16 protein-coding genes and 1 riboswitch are annotated in these 15,750 nt (G+C 26.6%); of the genes, 13 read left to right on the top strand and 3 right to left on the bottom strand.

The window, feature by feature from the left end; genetic code table 11:
* Positions 1-24: 24 nt before the first annotated feature.
* Positions 25-483, bottom strand: coding sequence for a large conductance mechanosensitive channel protein MscL (mscL, locus tag AC4FRL_RS10555; RefSeq protein WP_491140165.1), 459 nt, complete (start codon positions 481-483; stop codon positions 25-27).
* Positions 484-905: 422 nt separating this feature from the next.
* Here mscL and AC4FRL_RS10550 point away from each other — a divergent pair, with 422 nt between their 5' ends.
* The 7 genes from AC4FRL_RS10550 (at position 906) to AC4FRL_RS10520 (ending at position 8,105) form a co-directional block, all read left to right on the top strand.
* On the top strand, positions 906-1,871 hold the full coding sequence (locus tag AC4FRL_RS10550) for an alpha/beta hydrolase (RefSeq protein WP_491140164.1): 966 nt from the start codon (positions 906-908) through the stop codon (positions 1,869-1,871).
* 459 nt (positions 1,872-2,330) lie between these two features.
* Complete coding sequence (locus AC4FRL_RS10545; RefSeq protein ID WP_491140163.1) at positions 2,331-2,996, top strand: N-acetylmannosamine-6-phosphate 2-epimerase; 666 nt, start codon at positions 2,331-2,333, stop codon at positions 2,994-2,996.
* Positions 2,997-3,034: 38 nt separating this feature from the next.
* A complete protein-coding gene (locus tag AC4FRL_RS10540) occupies positions 3,035-3,901 on the top strand; it encodes an N-acetylneuraminate lyase (RefSeq protein ID WP_491140162.1) in 867 nt (288 codons plus the stop codon).
* A gap of 96 nt (positions 3,902-3,997) precedes the next feature.
* Entirely contained in the window at positions 3,998-5,521 is a 1,524-nt protein-coding gene (locus AC4FRL_RS10535; RefSeq protein WP_491140161.1) for a sodium:solute symporter family protein, read from the top strand.
* 99 nt (positions 5,522-5,620) lie between these two features.
* Positions 5,621-6,073 carry a NanQ anomerase/TabA/YiaL family protein gene (locus AC4FRL_RS10530; RefSeq protein WP_491140160.1) on the top strand — a complete coding sequence of 151 codons (453 nt, stop codon included), beginning with the start codon at positions 5,621-5,623 and terminating at the stop codon, positions 6,071-6,073.
* A 133-nt stretch (positions 6,074-6,206) separates the two neighbouring features.
* Entirely contained in the window at positions 6,207-7,094 is an 888-nt protein-coding gene (locus AC4FRL_RS10525; RefSeq protein WP_491140159.1) for an ROK family protein, read from the top strand.
* Between the two features lie 174 nt (positions 7,095-7,268).
* Positions 7,269-8,105 carry a MurR/RpiR family transcriptional regulator gene (locus AC4FRL_RS10520; protein WP_491140158.1) on the top strand — a complete coding sequence of 279 codons (837 nt, stop codon included), beginning with the start codon at positions 7,269-7,271 and terminating at the stop codon, positions 8,103-8,105.
* A gap of 35 nt (positions 8,106-8,140) precedes the next feature.
* On the opposite strand, the gene AC4FRL_RS10515 is transcribed toward AC4FRL_RS10520, so the two are convergent.
* Positions 8,141-8,530 (bottom strand): hypothetical protein, encoded by a 390-nt coding sequence (locus AC4FRL_RS10515; protein WP_491140157.1) that lies wholly within the window; start codon positions 8,528-8,530, stop codon positions 8,141-8,143.
* 214 nt (positions 8,531-8,744) lie between these two features.
* A riboswitch (cobalamin riboswitch) is annotated at positions 8,745-8,942 on the top strand.
* A 262-nt stretch (positions 8,943-9,204) separates the two neighbouring features.
* On the opposite strand from AC4FRL_RS10515, the gene AC4FRL_RS10510 reads away from it, so the two are divergent.
* The 5 genes from AC4FRL_RS10510 (at position 9,205) to AC4FRL_RS10490 (ending at position 12,750) form a co-directional block, all read left to right on the top strand.
* On the top strand, positions 9,205-9,948 hold the full coding sequence (locus AC4FRL_RS10510) for an energy-coupling factor ABC transporter permease (protein ID WP_491140156.1): 744 nt from the start codon (positions 9,205-9,207) through the stop codon (positions 9,946-9,948).
* On the top strand, positions 9,948-10,259 hold the full coding sequence (locus AC4FRL_RS10505; RefSeq protein ID WP_491140155.1) for an energy-coupling factor ABC transporter substrate-binding protein: 312 nt from the start codon (positions 9,948-9,950) through the stop codon (positions 10,257-10,259). Before AC4FRL_RS10510 ends, AC4FRL_RS10505 begins: the two co-directional genes overlap by 1 nt.
* Complete coding sequence (gene cbiQ, locus AC4FRL_RS10500; RefSeq protein ID WP_491140154.1) at positions 10,243-11,013, top strand: cobalt ECF transporter T component CbiQ; 771 nt, start codon at positions 10,243-10,245, stop codon at positions 11,011-11,013. Before AC4FRL_RS10505 ends, cbiQ begins: the two co-directional genes overlap by 17 nt.
* Positions 11,014-11,027: 14 nt before the next feature.
* Entirely contained in the window at positions 11,028-11,885 is an 858-nt protein-coding gene (locus AC4FRL_RS10495) for an ATP-binding cassette domain-containing protein (protein ID WP_491140153.1), read from the top strand.
* A gap of 703 nt (positions 11,886-12,588) precedes the next feature.
* Positions 12,589-12,750 carry a hypothetical protein gene (locus tag AC4FRL_RS10490; RefSeq protein WP_491140152.1) on the top strand — a complete coding sequence of 54 codons (162 nt, stop codon included), beginning with the start codon at positions 12,589-12,591 and terminating at the stop codon, positions 12,748-12,750.
* Positions 12,751-12,958: 208 nt separating this feature from the next.
* Here the strand turns inward: AC4FRL_RS10490 and AC4FRL_RS10485 are convergent, their stop codons facing one another.
* Complete coding sequence (locus AC4FRL_RS10485) at positions 12,959-14,248, bottom strand: murein hydrolase activator EnvC family protein (protein WP_491140151.1); 1,290 nt, start codon at positions 14,246-14,248, stop codon at positions 12,959-12,961.
* A 308-nt stretch (positions 14,249-14,556) separates the two neighbouring features.
* Between AC4FRL_RS10485 and AC4FRL_RS10480 the strand changes: the two genes are divergently transcribed.
* A complete protein-coding gene (locus AC4FRL_RS10480; protein WP_491140150.1) occupies positions 14,557-15,216 on the top strand; it encodes a hypothetical protein in 660 nt (219 codons plus the stop codon).
* The last annotated feature ends 534 nt before the right edge of the window (positions 15,217-15,750 follow it).

Below are 15,750 nucleotides of genomic sequence, written 5' to 3'. Positions count from 1 at the left end.
TAGTATTTATGTATTATGTTTTGCTTATTTTTTAGCTTCTTCTAAAATAGATGTACAGTTAGGACATCTAGTAGCCTTTATATCTATTTTAGTGAAACAGTAAGGACAAGTTTTTTCTGTAGCTTCAACTTTAGCATCATCTTTTTTAGTTGCAAAATCTTTAATTTTATTTATTTGTTTTACAACTATGAAAATGGAAAAGGCTATTATTAAGAAGTTAATTAAATTATTTAAAAATAGTCCGTAATTTATTGTAGCAGCTCCAGCTGCTTGAGCCTCTTGTAAAGAGTTAAAATGTTTACCACTTAAATTTATGTATAAGTTAGAGAAGTCAACCTTTCCAACTAAACTTCCAACTACAGGCATTATAATATCATTAACTAAGGATGTTACTATTTTACCAAAAGCACCACCTATAATAACACCTATAGCTAAGTCTATTACATTTCCTTTCATGGCAAATTCTTTAAATTCTTTCCACATAATTTTTCCTCCTTTTAGAATGAATTTATTAAGAATTATGTTAATATAAATTATTTATTAATAATATGTATCAAAAAATAAAAAATTTTATTAAAATAATAAACAAATTGTAACAGAAATTTGTATAAAAAGTCAATTAATAAAATTTATATTAAAAAATTCTCTTGAAAAATACTTTGTAGAAATTATTGGATATAGATTTTATATTATGCAATATTACAGAATATATACATTAAATAGTAAATTTAATAAGTTTAAAAGTTTATTATTATAATTAAGGTTAAATTTCTTTAGTTTTTATAATAAATCTAATTATTTATCTTTTTGGAAAAAATAATTATCTATACTAAAATAAATATATATTTTTTTATTTAAGGGAGTAAAAATCACAGAAAGAAATAAAGGCTTAAGAAGGTGATAAAATGTGGTTTAGAAAGTTACAGGGAAAATTTATGTGCCTTTTATCTAATTTATTAGAGTTTTTTGTAAGCTTTAACTTAGCCTATAGAGTTTATAGATGGGTATTTCAGTTGGGTGTTTTTAAGGGGCCAAAGGATTTTAAGGAAAGGGAGAAGAAGGTTAATATATTAAAAGAAATAGAATATGCCTCAAAAATTTCAGAAAATAATAAGTTAGATGTTTATTATCCTAAGGGATTAAAAGAAAAGGCACCAGTTTTAATGTGGATTCATGGGGGAGGGTATATAGCAAATAGCAAGGAAACTGTTGAAAGCTATATGATAACCTTGGCAAGTTATGGTTTTGTTGTATTTAATATAAATTATGCTTTAGCACCTAAGTATAAATATCCAAGTCAAATTATTCAAAGTAATGATGCTTTAAAATATGTATATTTAAATGCAGATAAATTTATGGGAGATAAGGAAAGAATTTTTATAGGAGGAGATTCTGCAGGAGCTCAAATTGCAAGTGAACTAGGAGCAATTATAAGCAATGAAGCTTTAGAAAAAAGGATGAAAATAAAAGCTTCAATAAAAAATTCTTTTTTAAAAGGTATTATATTATTTTGTGGTCTTTATAATATGGAAACTTTAAGAAGCACTAAATTTCCAGGAATACAAACATATATGGAAGCTTTAACAGGAAAAAGTGATTTTGAATCCTATGAAAATATAGAGGAGTTATCAACTATAAAACATATTACAGGTAACTATGCAAGTACCTTTATAACTGTAGGAGATATTGACCCTTTTTTTAATGAAGGAAAAGAATTTGCTAATTCTCTAGAAAAACTAGGAGTTAAGGTTTATAGAAATTTTTATGAAAATAGAGGGCTTTGGCATGAATATCAATTTAAATTTTCCTTTAAAGAGGCTTATGAAAATCTTGATTATGTAGTGAAGTTTTTAAAAGAAAATAGTAAGTAAAAATAACTTTAAAGACTTATAGAAATATTTATATATTATTACTTCTTAAAAGTAAGGATATATAAGTATTTCTATTTTTTATTTAATAGAAAAAATAGTGTTTTATTTTAAGTGTCGAAATTATTATTAAAATAGTAAAAAGTCTTACTTTTAAAAGCATTTAACTTTTTAAAATTCTAAATTTATTACATATATTTTAAGATTTCAACTTAAAAATATTACTATGAAAACTTTTTGAAGATTAAATTTAAAGTGAAATAAATTTTCAAAAATCGAAATTTAGCTAAAAGTGTTTGAAAAAAATATGAGAAAAAACCCTATAAAAACTGTTCTGTTAAAGAGTGTAGAAAGAAAACGAAGATAAAAAAGAAAAATATTTTCAAAAACTATTGAAATATTTTTAGAAAAGGATTACAATAAAAATGCAAAGAAAATAATTTTCAGAAAAAAGGTGATAAAATGTTAGACGTGGTAAAAGGAAATTTAATAGTTTCTTGCCAAGCTTTATCAGATGAACCTTTGCATAGTTCTTTTATTATGGGAAGGATGGCAGTAGCTGCTAAAGAAGGTGGAGCTGTTGCTATAAGAGCACAAGGCGTTGATGATATTAATGAAATAAAAAAAGTTACTAAACTTCCTGTTATCGGAATAATAAAAAGAAATTACGATGACTCAGAGATTTATATAACTCCTACTATGAAGGAAGTGGACGAGCTTCTAAAGACTGATTGTGAAATGATAGCTTTAGATGCAACAAATAGAAAAAGACCTAACAATGAGGACATTAAAGATTTGGTTTCTGCAATACATGAAAATGGAAGATTAGCTATGGCAGATATCTCAACTTTAGAAGAGGGTATAGAGGCTGAAAAGTTAGGTTTTGATTGTGTATCTACAACACTTGCAGGATACACTCCATACTCTACACAAAGTAATAGTGTAGACTTTGAACTTTTAGAAAAGTTAGTAAAAGCGGTAAAAATTCCAGTTATTTGTGAGGGAAGAATAAATACTCCTGAAGACCTTAAAAAGGCTTTTGATTTAGGAGCATATTCAGCTGTAGTTGGAGGAGCTATAACAAGACCACAACAAATAACTAAGAGATTTACTGATATTTTAAAATAAAAGAAATATTAAGAGGATTTTGAGAGGAGAATAAGAACATGAAAGGTATTTATTCAGCATTATTAGTTTCATTTGACAAGGATGGAAACATCAATGAGAAGGGATTAAGAGAAATAATAAGACACAATATTGATGTATGTAAAATAGACGGTCTTTATGTAGGTGGAAGTACAGGAGAAAACTTTATGCTTTCAACTGATGAAAAGAAAAGAATTTTTGAAATAGCTATGGATGAAGCAAAGGGACAAGTTAAATTAATTGCTCAAGTAGGTTCAGTTAACTTAAAAGAGGCTGTTGAATTAGCTAAGTTTACAACAGATTTAGGATATGATGCAATTTCAGCAGTTACTCCATTTTATTATAAATTCGACTTTAGCGAAATCAAAAATTACTACGAAACAATAATAAACTCTGTTGATAACAAACTTATAATTTACTCAATTCCTTTCTTAACAGGAGTAAATATGTCAATAGACCAATTTGCTGAACTATTTAAAAATGATAAGATTATCGGTGTTAAATTTACAGCAGCTGACTTCTATTTATTAGAACGTATGAGAAAAGCATTCCCAGATAAATTAATATTTGCTGGTTTTGATGAAATGATGTTACCTGCTACAGTTCTTGGAGTTGATGGTGCTATAGGTTCAACCTTTAATGTAAACGGTGTTAGAGCAAGACAAATTTTTGAGGCTGCACAAAAAGGAGACATTAAAACAGCTTTAGAAGTTCAACATGTAACTAATGATTTAATAACTGATATCTTAAATAATGGTCTTTACCAAACAATTAAACTAATTCTTCAAGAACAAGGGGTAGATGCAGGTTACTGTAGACAACCTATGAAAGAAGCTACTGAAGAGATGATTGAAAAAGCTAAAGAAATAAATAAAAAATATTTCTAAAATCTAAAAGGTAAAATTAATTTAAAGGGCTATAATTTAGGCTAGCTTTAATTAAGCTAGCCTATGTAAAAATTGAAAAAAAGGGGGAGAATTGGTATGCAAGGGTTTACGAAGTTTGATTTAGTTGTTCTAGTTGTTTACTTAGGAGCTGTTCTTTATGCTGGGTTAAAGTTCTCTAAGAAAGAGATGAAAGGTAAAGAGTTCTTCAGAGGTGATGGAACTATACCTTGGTGGGTTACTTCAGTTTCTATATTTGCAACTTTATTAAGTCCAATTTCATTTTTATCACTAGCTGGTAACTCTTATAAAGGTACTTGGATAATGTGGTTTGCTCAACTTGGTATGTTTGTAGCAGTACCTCTTACAATAAGATTTTTCTTACCAGTTTATAGTAGATTAGATATAGATACAGCCTATGAATATTTACAAATAAGATATAAAGATAAAGGTCTTAGAATTCTTGGTGCTGTAATGTTTATAATTTATCAAATAGGACGTATGGCAATTATAATGTACTTACCATCTATGGTATTAGCAAATCTTACAGGAATAAATGTTTATCTACTTATAATTGCAATGGGTGTAATAGCTATAATTTACTCATACACAGGTGGATTAAAGTCAGTTTTATGGACAGACTTCATTCAAGGTTGTGTACTTATAGCAGGTATAATATTTTCTTTAATATTCTTAATTTCTACAATAAATGGTGGCTTTGGAGCTATTATGAGTGAGTTAACTGAAGGTGGAAAATTCTTAGCTTCACAAGAACCAATTTTTGATGCTAATATCTTTAAAACAAGTGTATTCTTATTAATAGTTGGAGGAGGATTAAATACTTTCTCTTCATATATCTCAAGTCAGGATATAGTGCAAAGGTTTACTACTACTACAGATATAAAACAATTAAAGAAAATGACTTATGGTAACTTAGTATTATCATTATTTGTAGCAACAGTTTTCTATTTAATAGGAACAGCTTTATATGTTTTCTATAATCAAAATCCACAATTATTACAAACTGCTCAACAAGACCAAATATTTGCATCATATATAGCATTCCAATTACCAGTTGGTATTACAGGTATAGTTTTAGCAGCTATATATGCAGCAGCTCAATCAACCCTTTCAACTGGATTAAACTCAGTTGCAACAAGCTGGACTTTAGACATTCAAAACTTTATAACAAAGGATATGTCTATGGAAAAGCAAACTAAGATTGCTCAGTATGTATCTTTAGGTGTTGGGGTAGCTTCAATAGCAATGGCAGTAATACTTGCAAATGGTGGAGTAAACTCAGCTTATGAATGGTTCAATGGATTTATGGGACTTGTTCTTGGTGTACTAGCTGGAATATTTGTACTAGGAATATTCTTTAAAAAGGCTACAAAAGCAGGAGCATATGCTGGATTTATAGCATCAGCTATTGCAGTTATATTATGTAAGTATGGCGGATTTGATGTAAGCATATGGTCATACTCAATTATATCAATAGGTGTTTCAGTTGTAGTTGGTATGATAGTTTCATTAATGACTCAATCTCAATTAGCAGATGAAAAAACATTAAATGAAGCAACAATTTACTACAATAAAAATGAAGGTGAATTAGTTAATAATTAATAGAATAATTTTTAGTTAAAGATAGTGTTGACTTTTAGAAGAAATATTTTTCTAAGGGTCAGCACTACTTTAAAATTATAGATTTTAGAGGTGAAAAAAATGATATTTGGGAATTTATTAAATTTAGAGGCTTATGATTATTTACCAAAGCTTGTTAAAGAGGCTTTATTACATGCAAAAAATAATAAGGTAATAGATTTTGAAGCAGGTACTCATGAAATAAAAGGTGATGAACTTTTCTTTAATAGAGTTAATTATACTACAAAGGATAAGGAAGATCGTTTTTGGGAAGGACATAAAAAGTATATAGATGTTCATGTAGTTTTTAGTGGAAAAGAAAGAATAGATTTAAATTTCAAAGAAAATTTAGATTTTAAAGAATATGTAGAGAAAGATGATTTCTTATCCTTTGATGGAGAGGCAAATTCTACAGTAGTATTAGAAGAAGGTGATTTTCTAATTTGTTATCCTGAGGATATACACATGACTTGTTTAAAGGCTGATAAGGAGCCTTCAGAGGTCAAGAAAGCTATTTATAAAGTTATTTTATAATACATTTTTATAGGTTGTACCTGTTGCTTAAAAAATAAACAAAATTAAAATTTTAGTTTATGAATTATAGGCATTTTTAGGTACAGCCTTTCTTGCATATGAAAATTAAAATAAAAATAGAGGTGATTTATATATGAGTTTATTTGCAGTTATAGATATAGGTGGAACTAGCATAAAATATGGAATAATAAATGAAGAAGGAATTTTAGTTGAGACTAATGATAGAGATACTGAAGCTGAAAAAGGTGGCTTAAGTATTATAGAAAAGGTTAAAGAAATAATTCATGAAATGATTAAGAAAAATAAAATAGAAGGTATAGCCGTATCAACAGCTGGAATGGTTTGTCCTAAAGAAGGGAAAATAGTTTTTGCAGGGCCAACTATACCTAATTATACAGGGGTTGAAGTAAAAAAAATCTTAGAAGAAGAATTTAATTTACCTTGTTTCGTTGAAAATGATGTAAACTGTGCAGCTTTAGGAGAATTTTCTTATGGTGCTGGAAAGGGAACTAGGTCAATGGCTTGTTTAACAATTGGAACAGGAATTGGGGGAGCTTTAATTATAGATGGAAAGATACTACATGGTTTTAGCAACTCAGCTGGAGAAATTGGTTATATGATAGTTAGAGGAGAGCAAATTCAAGATATTGCATCTACAAGTGCTTTAGTTAAAAATGTAGCCTCTAGAAAAGGTCTTGATACAAGCTTTATAGATGGAAGGTATGTTTTAGATAACTATGAAAAAGGAGATGTAATATGCAAAGAAGAGGTTGAAAAATTAGCAGATAATTTAGCTTTATGTCTATCAAGTGTAGTTTATTTAATAAACCCTGAGGTAGTTGTTTTAGGGGGAGGAATAATGGCTAGAGAGGAAATTTTTAGACCTTTAATTGAAAATAGTTTAAAAAAATACTTAATAGAATCTGTTTATAAAAATACAAAAATAGCCTTTGCAGAGTTAAAAAATACTGCTGGAATGAAGGGGGCTTATTACAACTTTAGATTAAACTATAAACTTTAAAATTAATTTAAAGTTTGTATACTAATATATTTATATAAATTATGGAGCTTATATGACAAGAATGATATACTTAAAATATTATGCTTAACTTAATTTTAAAGGATTTTGCTTTAAATAAGTTTTTAGTATTCCTATAAAATTAAGTTTAATTACTAATAGAATAAGAGGTACTTTATGGGAATATTAGAGCAATTAGAAAATCCAAAATTTAAGGCAACTAAATCAGAAAAAAATTTAATTGAATATATAGAATCAGATTTAGACAATATTATATATAAATCAATTTCTGTAATAGCAAAGGAATCTAGTGTAGGGGAAGCAACAATAACAAGATTTACTAAGAAATTAGGATTTAATGGCTTTCAAGACTTTAAGGTAACTTTAGCTAAGGAAATTTCAAATAAAAAGAATACAAGTATAATAAATTTACATGTTCATAGAGATGAAAGTTTAAAAGAAACTGCTAATAAAATGCTTAAATCTTCTATAAACATATTAGAGCAGACTGTAAAAAATATAGATTTAGATTTAATGTTTAAATGCAAAGATTTAATTATGAATGCTAAGAGAGTGTATTTTATAGGAATAGGATATTCTGGAATTGCAGCTATGGATATAAATTATAAATTCATGAGAATTGGGTTTACAACTATACCAGTAACAGATAGTCATACAATGGTTATAATGTCCTCAATTACAAATAATGATGATGTTATGGTTGCAATATCAAACTCTGGTACAACTAAAGAGGTTTTAAAAACTGTAAAACAAGCTAAGGAAAATGGAACTAAAATAATAAGCTTAACAGAGGATAGTAAAAATCCATTAAGAGAATTAGCTGACTATGCCCTAACATATACTTCAGCTGAAACTATCTTTGAAACTGGTTCTATATCATCAAAAATTCCTCAAATATTTTTACTTGATTTACTTTATACAGAAGTTATTAAGGAAATGTTTAGTGAGGCAGTTGAGAAGAAAATTAAAACAACAAGTGCTATTTTAGATTAAGAGAATAGGTCACAGTGATTTAACTGTGACCTATTTTATTTTGGTCTTTTTGATAAAGCTATATCAAAACAGGTTATTCCAAAAGCAAAAATAAGAGAAGAAGGTAAAGTTCTGCTTAATCTTAAATCTGGTAAAGGTAAAAATAAATCACCAATAAATCTAAGGATTAATAAACCTACAAATAAAATAAAAAATTTAACTCCTTCTTTTTTTACATCTGAAAAGGTAAAGTGTTTTACAGTACACAAAACTCTTATTAATATATATAAAGGAATAATAATTGCAAAGATAGCATAGGCAGTAACGAAGTTTAAAGTAGCTTTGCTTGGAATGTCTCTATATATTACAAAGAGAGTTGCTATAGTCATCATTATAAATAAAGAGTAAATGATTCCATCTAAAGTACGTACATTTCTTTTTTTCAATTTAATTCCCCCTAAATAAATTTTTTCTTTATTATGATTATACACAAAATTTTAACAATTGAACAACTGAATATATTTACAGAGAGGTTACTACTACCTTAAATTAAGCTAAAATCTACTTTTAATTATAATATTTAATAGTATTTATATAAAAAAATTAATAGATTAATTGTAAATAAAGCATATATGCTATATAATGTTAAAGTATTGTAAAAATAAATATTTAAAAATAGGTTAAAAGTTCATAATTATGAACTTTATTAAAAGGGAAGTTGGGTTTAAATCCCACGCGGTCCCGCCGCTGTAAGAGAGGAGTTTTTTTGTATTTTAAGCCACTGAAATTTATTTTGGGAAGGCAACAAAAAAATTATGATACTTGAGCCAGAAGACCTGCCTATTTTAAAACATCAGTATCCTACGGGAAATAGGAGATGTTGTGCTTTGGTAAGTTATATTTTTATAGATTTGTTATAACCCCCTAGACGCAATGTCTAGGGGTTTTTATATGAGATGAAATTTTTAACAAAACTTTATACTTACAAAACAATAATCAATTTAACTTTTAAACCTAAAAATACATATTAAATTTTAAAGTTATGTTAGAAATATTTTTCTCAATATCACATACAAGTGGGGGACACAAAACAAAATATAATTTAAGGAGTAGAGTTATTATGTCAAAAAGAAATCAAGTATTTATAGGATTCTTATTAATGTTCTTATTAATACCAAGAAGTGTTTTAGCTATGCATATTATGGAAGGTTTTTTACAACCTAAATGGTGTATAGCATGGGGAGTTATAACAATACCATTTATAGTATTAGGATTATTTTCTATTAGAAGTAAAGTTAAAAATAACCCAAGATTAAAGATTTTATTAGCTATGGCAGGGGCTTATGCTTTTGTACTTTCTGCATTAAAGCTTCCATCAGTTACAGGAAGTTGTTCACACCCTACAGGAGTTGGACTTGCAGCTATATTATTTGGACCTACAGCAGCCTCAGTTTTAGGTGTTATTGTACTTTTATTCCAAGCCTTACTTTTAGCTCATGGTGGTCTTACTACTCTTGGTGCTAATACTTTTTCAATGGCTGTAGTTGGACCTTTAGTATCTTATGGACTTTATAAATTAGTGAAAAAACTTAATGGACCAACTTGGTTAGGAGTATTTTTAGCTTCTGCACTAGGAGATTTAGCTACTTACATGGTTACTTCAGTTCAATTAGGACTAGCTTTCCCAGCTGAAGTTGGTGGAGTTATGGCTTCAGTTATGAAATTTATGAGTATATTTGCAATAACTCAAATTCCTTTAGCTATAAGTGAAGGAATATTAACAGTTATAATTTTTAACACTATAGAAAATTATGCAAAAGAAGACTTAATGGAACTTAATATTTTTGCAAAGGGGGTAAAATAATGAAAAATAAAACAGCATCAAAAAATATTATATTATTATTATTAGTTGTATTTATAACTATAATACCTTTCTTTGTAGCTAGTAATGGAGAGTTTGGTGGTTCTGATGACCAAGCAGAAGAGGCTATAACTCAAATAGATGAAAGTTATGAACCTTGGTTTTCTCCTTTATTTGAACCTGCAAGTGGAGAAATAGAAAGTTTATTATTTGCTCTTCAAGCTGCAATTGGAGCAGGAATAATTGGTTTTGGAATAGGTTACTTAAAGGGAAAAAAGAAAGTGGAATTAGAATTAAATGATGAATATAGATAATTATGCTTATTCATCTAAACTAAAAAATATTAATCCTACAGAGAAGATATTTTTTGCATTAACTACCTTATTTGTTTGTCTTTTTGCTAATAATTTTCTAGTATCTATATGCACAATAGCTATTATGAGTTTTTTAATAATTAGAATAGGCAAAACTAAAGTTAAAGTTTTTTTAAGGTTAATGACTGTACCTATAACTTTTTTAATAATTGGAATACTAACAATTGTTATAAGTTATTCTTTAAACAAAGGGCAATTTTTAATATCCTTTAGATTTTTTAATGGATGGATTGGAGTTTCAAAAGAAGGTATAAATCAAGGAGCTAATATGTTTTTAAAAGTAATGGGTTCTTTAAGTTGTTTATACTTTATATCTTTAACAACTCCAATGATAGATGTAATATCTGTTTTAACTAAGATGAAAGTACCTAGTTTTTTAATAGAACTTATAGGGCTTGTTTACAGGTTTATATTTATAATATTAGAAACATCAGAAATGATGTTTATATCTCAAAATTCAAGACTTGGATATAGGGATATAAAAACATCTTATAAATCTCTAGGAGCCTTAGCATCAACTTTATTTATCCGTTCCTTTAAAAGAGCTAATGATTTATACACAGCTTTAGAAGCTAGAGGGTATAATGGAGAAATTAAAGTTATTGAAGAAGAGGTTGAAAAGAGAAATTACATATATATAATAACTATATTAATTAATCTTATTTTTATAGGAATAGCTATATTTTTTAAATAGAGTAGGAGGATTTTATGGAAGAGTATATATTAAAAGTAGAAGAGCTTAATTATAATTATTCAGATGGAACTCATGCTCTAAAAGGTATAAATATGAATATAAAAAGAGGAGAGGTTACAGCTATATTAGGGGGAAATGGTGTTGGAAAATCAACTTTATTTCAAAATTTTAATGGCATATTAAAACCCTCTTCAGGAAGAATACTCTTTAACAATAAGGAAATAGATTACTCAAGAAAAGGAATAATGAAACTTAGAGAAAACATAGGAATTGTTTTTCAAGACCCTGATAATCAACTTTTTTCAGCTAGTGTATATAAAGATGTTTCCTTTGGTGCTATTAATATGAAGTTGCCAGAGGAGGAAGTGAAAAAAAGAGTACATAAAGCTTTAAAAAGAACTGGAATAGAGCATTTAAAAGACAAACCTACACATTGCTTAAGTTTTGGACAGAAAAAAAGAGTAGCAATTGCTGGGGTTTTAGTTATGGAACCTAAGGTATTAATATTAGATGAGCCTACAGCAGGATTAGATCCTCTTGGAGTATCAGAAATAATGAAATTATTATTAGAGATGCAAAAAGAATTAGGAATAACAATAATAATAGCCACTCATGATATAGACATTGTTCCGTTATATTGTGATAAGGTTTTTGTTATGAAAGAAGGAAAAGTTGTACTAAGTGGAAATCCTAAGGAGGTATTTTCTAAGAAGGATACCATAAGAAAGGTTAATCTTAGATTACCTAGAATAGGGCATCTTATGGAGATTTTAAAAGAAAAGGATGGATTCTCCTTTGATGAATTAGACTTAACTATAGGACAGGCAAGAAAAAGAATAAGTTCTTTTAAGAGTAAAATTTTTAAAGATTAATATTTAATTTAGATTTATTTAAGCATTTAGACACCTATCAAAGTATTTTGATAGGTGTCTTTTTTAGTAAATAATAATAAAATAAATAAGTTTATTTTATTGTTATAAATATTAAAATGATAAAATATACTTAATATTTCTATTATAAATTAAATTTGTGAATATGAAATAATTTTGATAAGATAAAATAGTTACTTTTATGGTATATAAAATAAAAAATACTAATTTTCTAAAAAAAATTCAGTAAAAATTTTTACTGATTTATTTTACTATTTTTAATTTGAAAAAGAAAAAGTTTCATTATTTAAAAGTAAAATTTCAAAATAATTACATTACATAAAAAATTTCTAAAATAATGAAATTTTATAATTTAAAAATATTTTCTATCTAATAAATATATAGAGTAAAATTAAAAATATATAATAAAAATTAGTCCGTTTAGTAAAAAATACATAATAATAAGAAAAAAATCATGAGAAATAGAATATATTGTATAAAAAATCATAACTCTGTAATAAAAAAATATGGTCGAATTTTGTAATTCTAAAATTATTTACTAATTATGAAAATGATTTTAGAATATATATAAGGCTATTTGTTATATTTTTAAATACATAGAAATAATGTGATGAATTGTCTAAAAAATAACATATTAAATTTTAGGGGATGATATTAAAAGATTAAAGAGGGAGAGTATGATAAAATGTTTACTAATGAGTTAAAAGATTTATTATCAGGTTTATATCAGAAATATGGCTGTACTAAGGAAGTGCTTCAACTTAGTGTAATGGTAGATGAGCTTATTGTTAAAGAACAAAGAGACAGACTAAAGGAATATTATAAATCAAAAAAAAATAATATTTAATTTCAAGGATAGTAAAACATATAAATTGTTATTAACTCTAAAAAAATAAAGTATTTAAAATTTGAATTATTAATTTTAAATTAGTTTTATGGGGAAGAATTACTTAAATTAGTCAACATATTTAAAATATGTTAGTCTTAGTTTAAATTTATTATAGAATTTTTAAATTAAAAAGAGATAGCTTAAAAGCTATCTCTTTTTATATAGTTTAACTTATATAATTCATAGGATTTACATGTTGTCCATTAACTCTTATTTCAAAGTGAGCATGAGGACCAGTACTATATCCTGTAGAACCTACTAGAGAAACTACTTGTCCTTGTTTTACTCTTTGACCAGCTGATACCTTTAATTGAGATGCATGTGCATATAATGTGCTAATTCCATTACCATGGTCTATTATTACCATATTACCATAAGCAGGATGATATTCAGCTGCAGTTACAACTCCATCTTGAGCAGCTAAGAATGGTTCACCCATAGATGCTGCAAAGTCTACTCCAGTATGAACTTTATATTCTCCTGTTACAGGATGAACTCTAGGACCATATGGACTAGTTATAGAAGAAGACGCAACAGGTCTTATAAATCCACTAGATGAGTGGCTGTTTGAAGAAGAACCACTATTTTGTGATGGAGCAGAGCTACCACCAGAACTAGAGTTACTACTTCCTCCATTACTACTTGAAGAACTTTCGCTTTTAGCAGGAGCAGGAGCTGGTTTAAAGTAGGATTGAATTTCCTTCTCTATTTCATCTTCTCTTTCTGCTAAAGATTTAAGTTCAGCATTTTTTTGACTCTCTAACTCTTCTAATTCACTTAACTGTGATTTATAATTGTTTAAAGTATTTTCATGTTCTGTTTTTGTCTCAGTAAGAGACTTTTCTTTAGAAAGAAGTTCATTTTTCTTTTTGTCTAAAGTATCTTTAGACTCCTCAAGTTGTTCACTTCTAATTTCTAATTCTTTCTTTAAATCTTTTATTTCATCAATTAATTTATTATCTGTTTTAACAAGTGTTGTTATATTAGCTATGTTAGATAAAAGCTCGCCAAAACTTTTAGATTCAAGAATCATGTAAAGAAATCTATCACTTAAATTAGATTTATAAACATTTCTAAGTCTCTCACCTAAAATTTCTTGCTTTTCGTCTTGTTCTTTTTTAGCTTTTTTAATTTCACCAGTATTTTCTTCTATTGAATCTTGTACTTTAGTTATTTCAGAATCAGTAGATGAAATTTCGTTATTTAAAGTTTGTATTTTTTCTTCATATTCAGTAACTTTTGCTTGAGCTGAGTTTACTTCAGATTGTTTAGATTCAATTTTATCTTTAATTTCGTCTAATTTTCCCTTTTTAGCTTGCTTTTCTTCGTTAATTTGTTTTTTCTCCTCTTCTAATTTATTAACCTGGGGATTTGCTTTTGTTATTAGTGGAGCAGAAAAAGCACTAACCACTAAAAAACTACTCATAAACAAAGATACAATTTTAAGTTTGTTCATTTAATCACCTATCTTTAATATATTTTTTCGAGAGTTTTGTTTTATTTTCAACAAATTATACCTTAAATCATAGAGGAATATCCACAGATAATTTGAAAATTTTAAGTTAACTTTTAAAAGAAAAGTTAACAAAAGGCATAAAAAATTATTTTTAATAGAAATAAAAACCAATTATTAAAAAAATAATTTAACGATTAAAAGAATTAAATAGATAAAATTATAAAAAAATATTACTTAGGTTATTTGTGATTAAAAGAAAAAAATATGGCCATAATTAAACTAAGTTTATGATTTAGGGGGAAGGGTTAATGGCTAGAAAATCATCTAAGAAATATTCAAAAGAAGTGAATGCAAAAATAATCTTATTTGTATTAATAATGATAATAATGAGAATTGCAGTTCTAAATTTTATTAGTGAGGTTTCTGAAATAGAGTTTAATGAGTTATCTAGAGCTAGAATTTATAATGGAAATATAAATTCTACTCTTTTATTAGAAAGCTTAGTAAACTTCTTTGGAACTTCAATATTAGAATCTTATAAGGGGATATTCTTAATTGCAATAATAAATGTATTTATTGCTTCTTATATATTAAAGAAGAAAGAGTTTACTAATAATTTCTTTTTCAATCTTATAATTGCATACTTATTTTCATCTATAATAACTATATTTTTAATATTAGCAGGTATACTTATATTTTTTGCCATTATACAATGTATGGTTTTTGTTAATTCTTTAAAAATAGAAGCCTCATCACAATTGTTATGGCTAGTTATATCTATATTAGGTGGACTTTTATTTATAAAGTATTTAAACAAAAGTGTTATATTTTCATTAGTAGCTTTTTTAGTTTTATCAACTTATATAGTTTATTCAACAGATATAGGCAAAAATGCAGCGGATATTAAAGTGTCAAAATATAGCTTAGAGGAATTTACTAATAACTTAAATACACTATCAAAGAAATAATCTAAAGATTTAAAAATATAATTAAGCTATTTTAAATAAATTATATTAAAAATACTATAGAAAATATTGTATAAACTAAACAAAAGATTATTTTTACACTAAAAAATTCTATAATATTATATAAAAATAAATAATTACAAATGAAAATAATACAAATTTATACAAAAAAACAATAAAAATCAATTATTATAATAAACACTTAACCTAGTGTATCAATACAGTTAATTCATAGTAATTTAGAGTAAATAAAGGTAATTATAATATAATTTAAAAAACAAAAGAAATAATAATAAAATTTATTCATATAACATGGTAAGATAAATTTCGTCAGCAAGAGACAGGGCAACAACATAACAAATAAAATTTTGAAAAAAGTTGTTGACAAAGTTTCGAAGTGATGTTAAACTAAGAAAGTCGCTTGAGGGCGACAAAGAAATGGTCTTTGAAAATTAAACAGAAGATATTAACATAAACCAGCAATTCTTTTATAAGTAATATGAGTATAGATTAAACTTTTAAATTGAGAGTTTGATC

It is taken from the genome of Clostridium sp. TJA032 (genome assembly GCF_058310275.1).
Note: the sequence above shows the minus strand (reverse complement) of the source record. Positions and strands in the feature narration are given on the sequence as shown.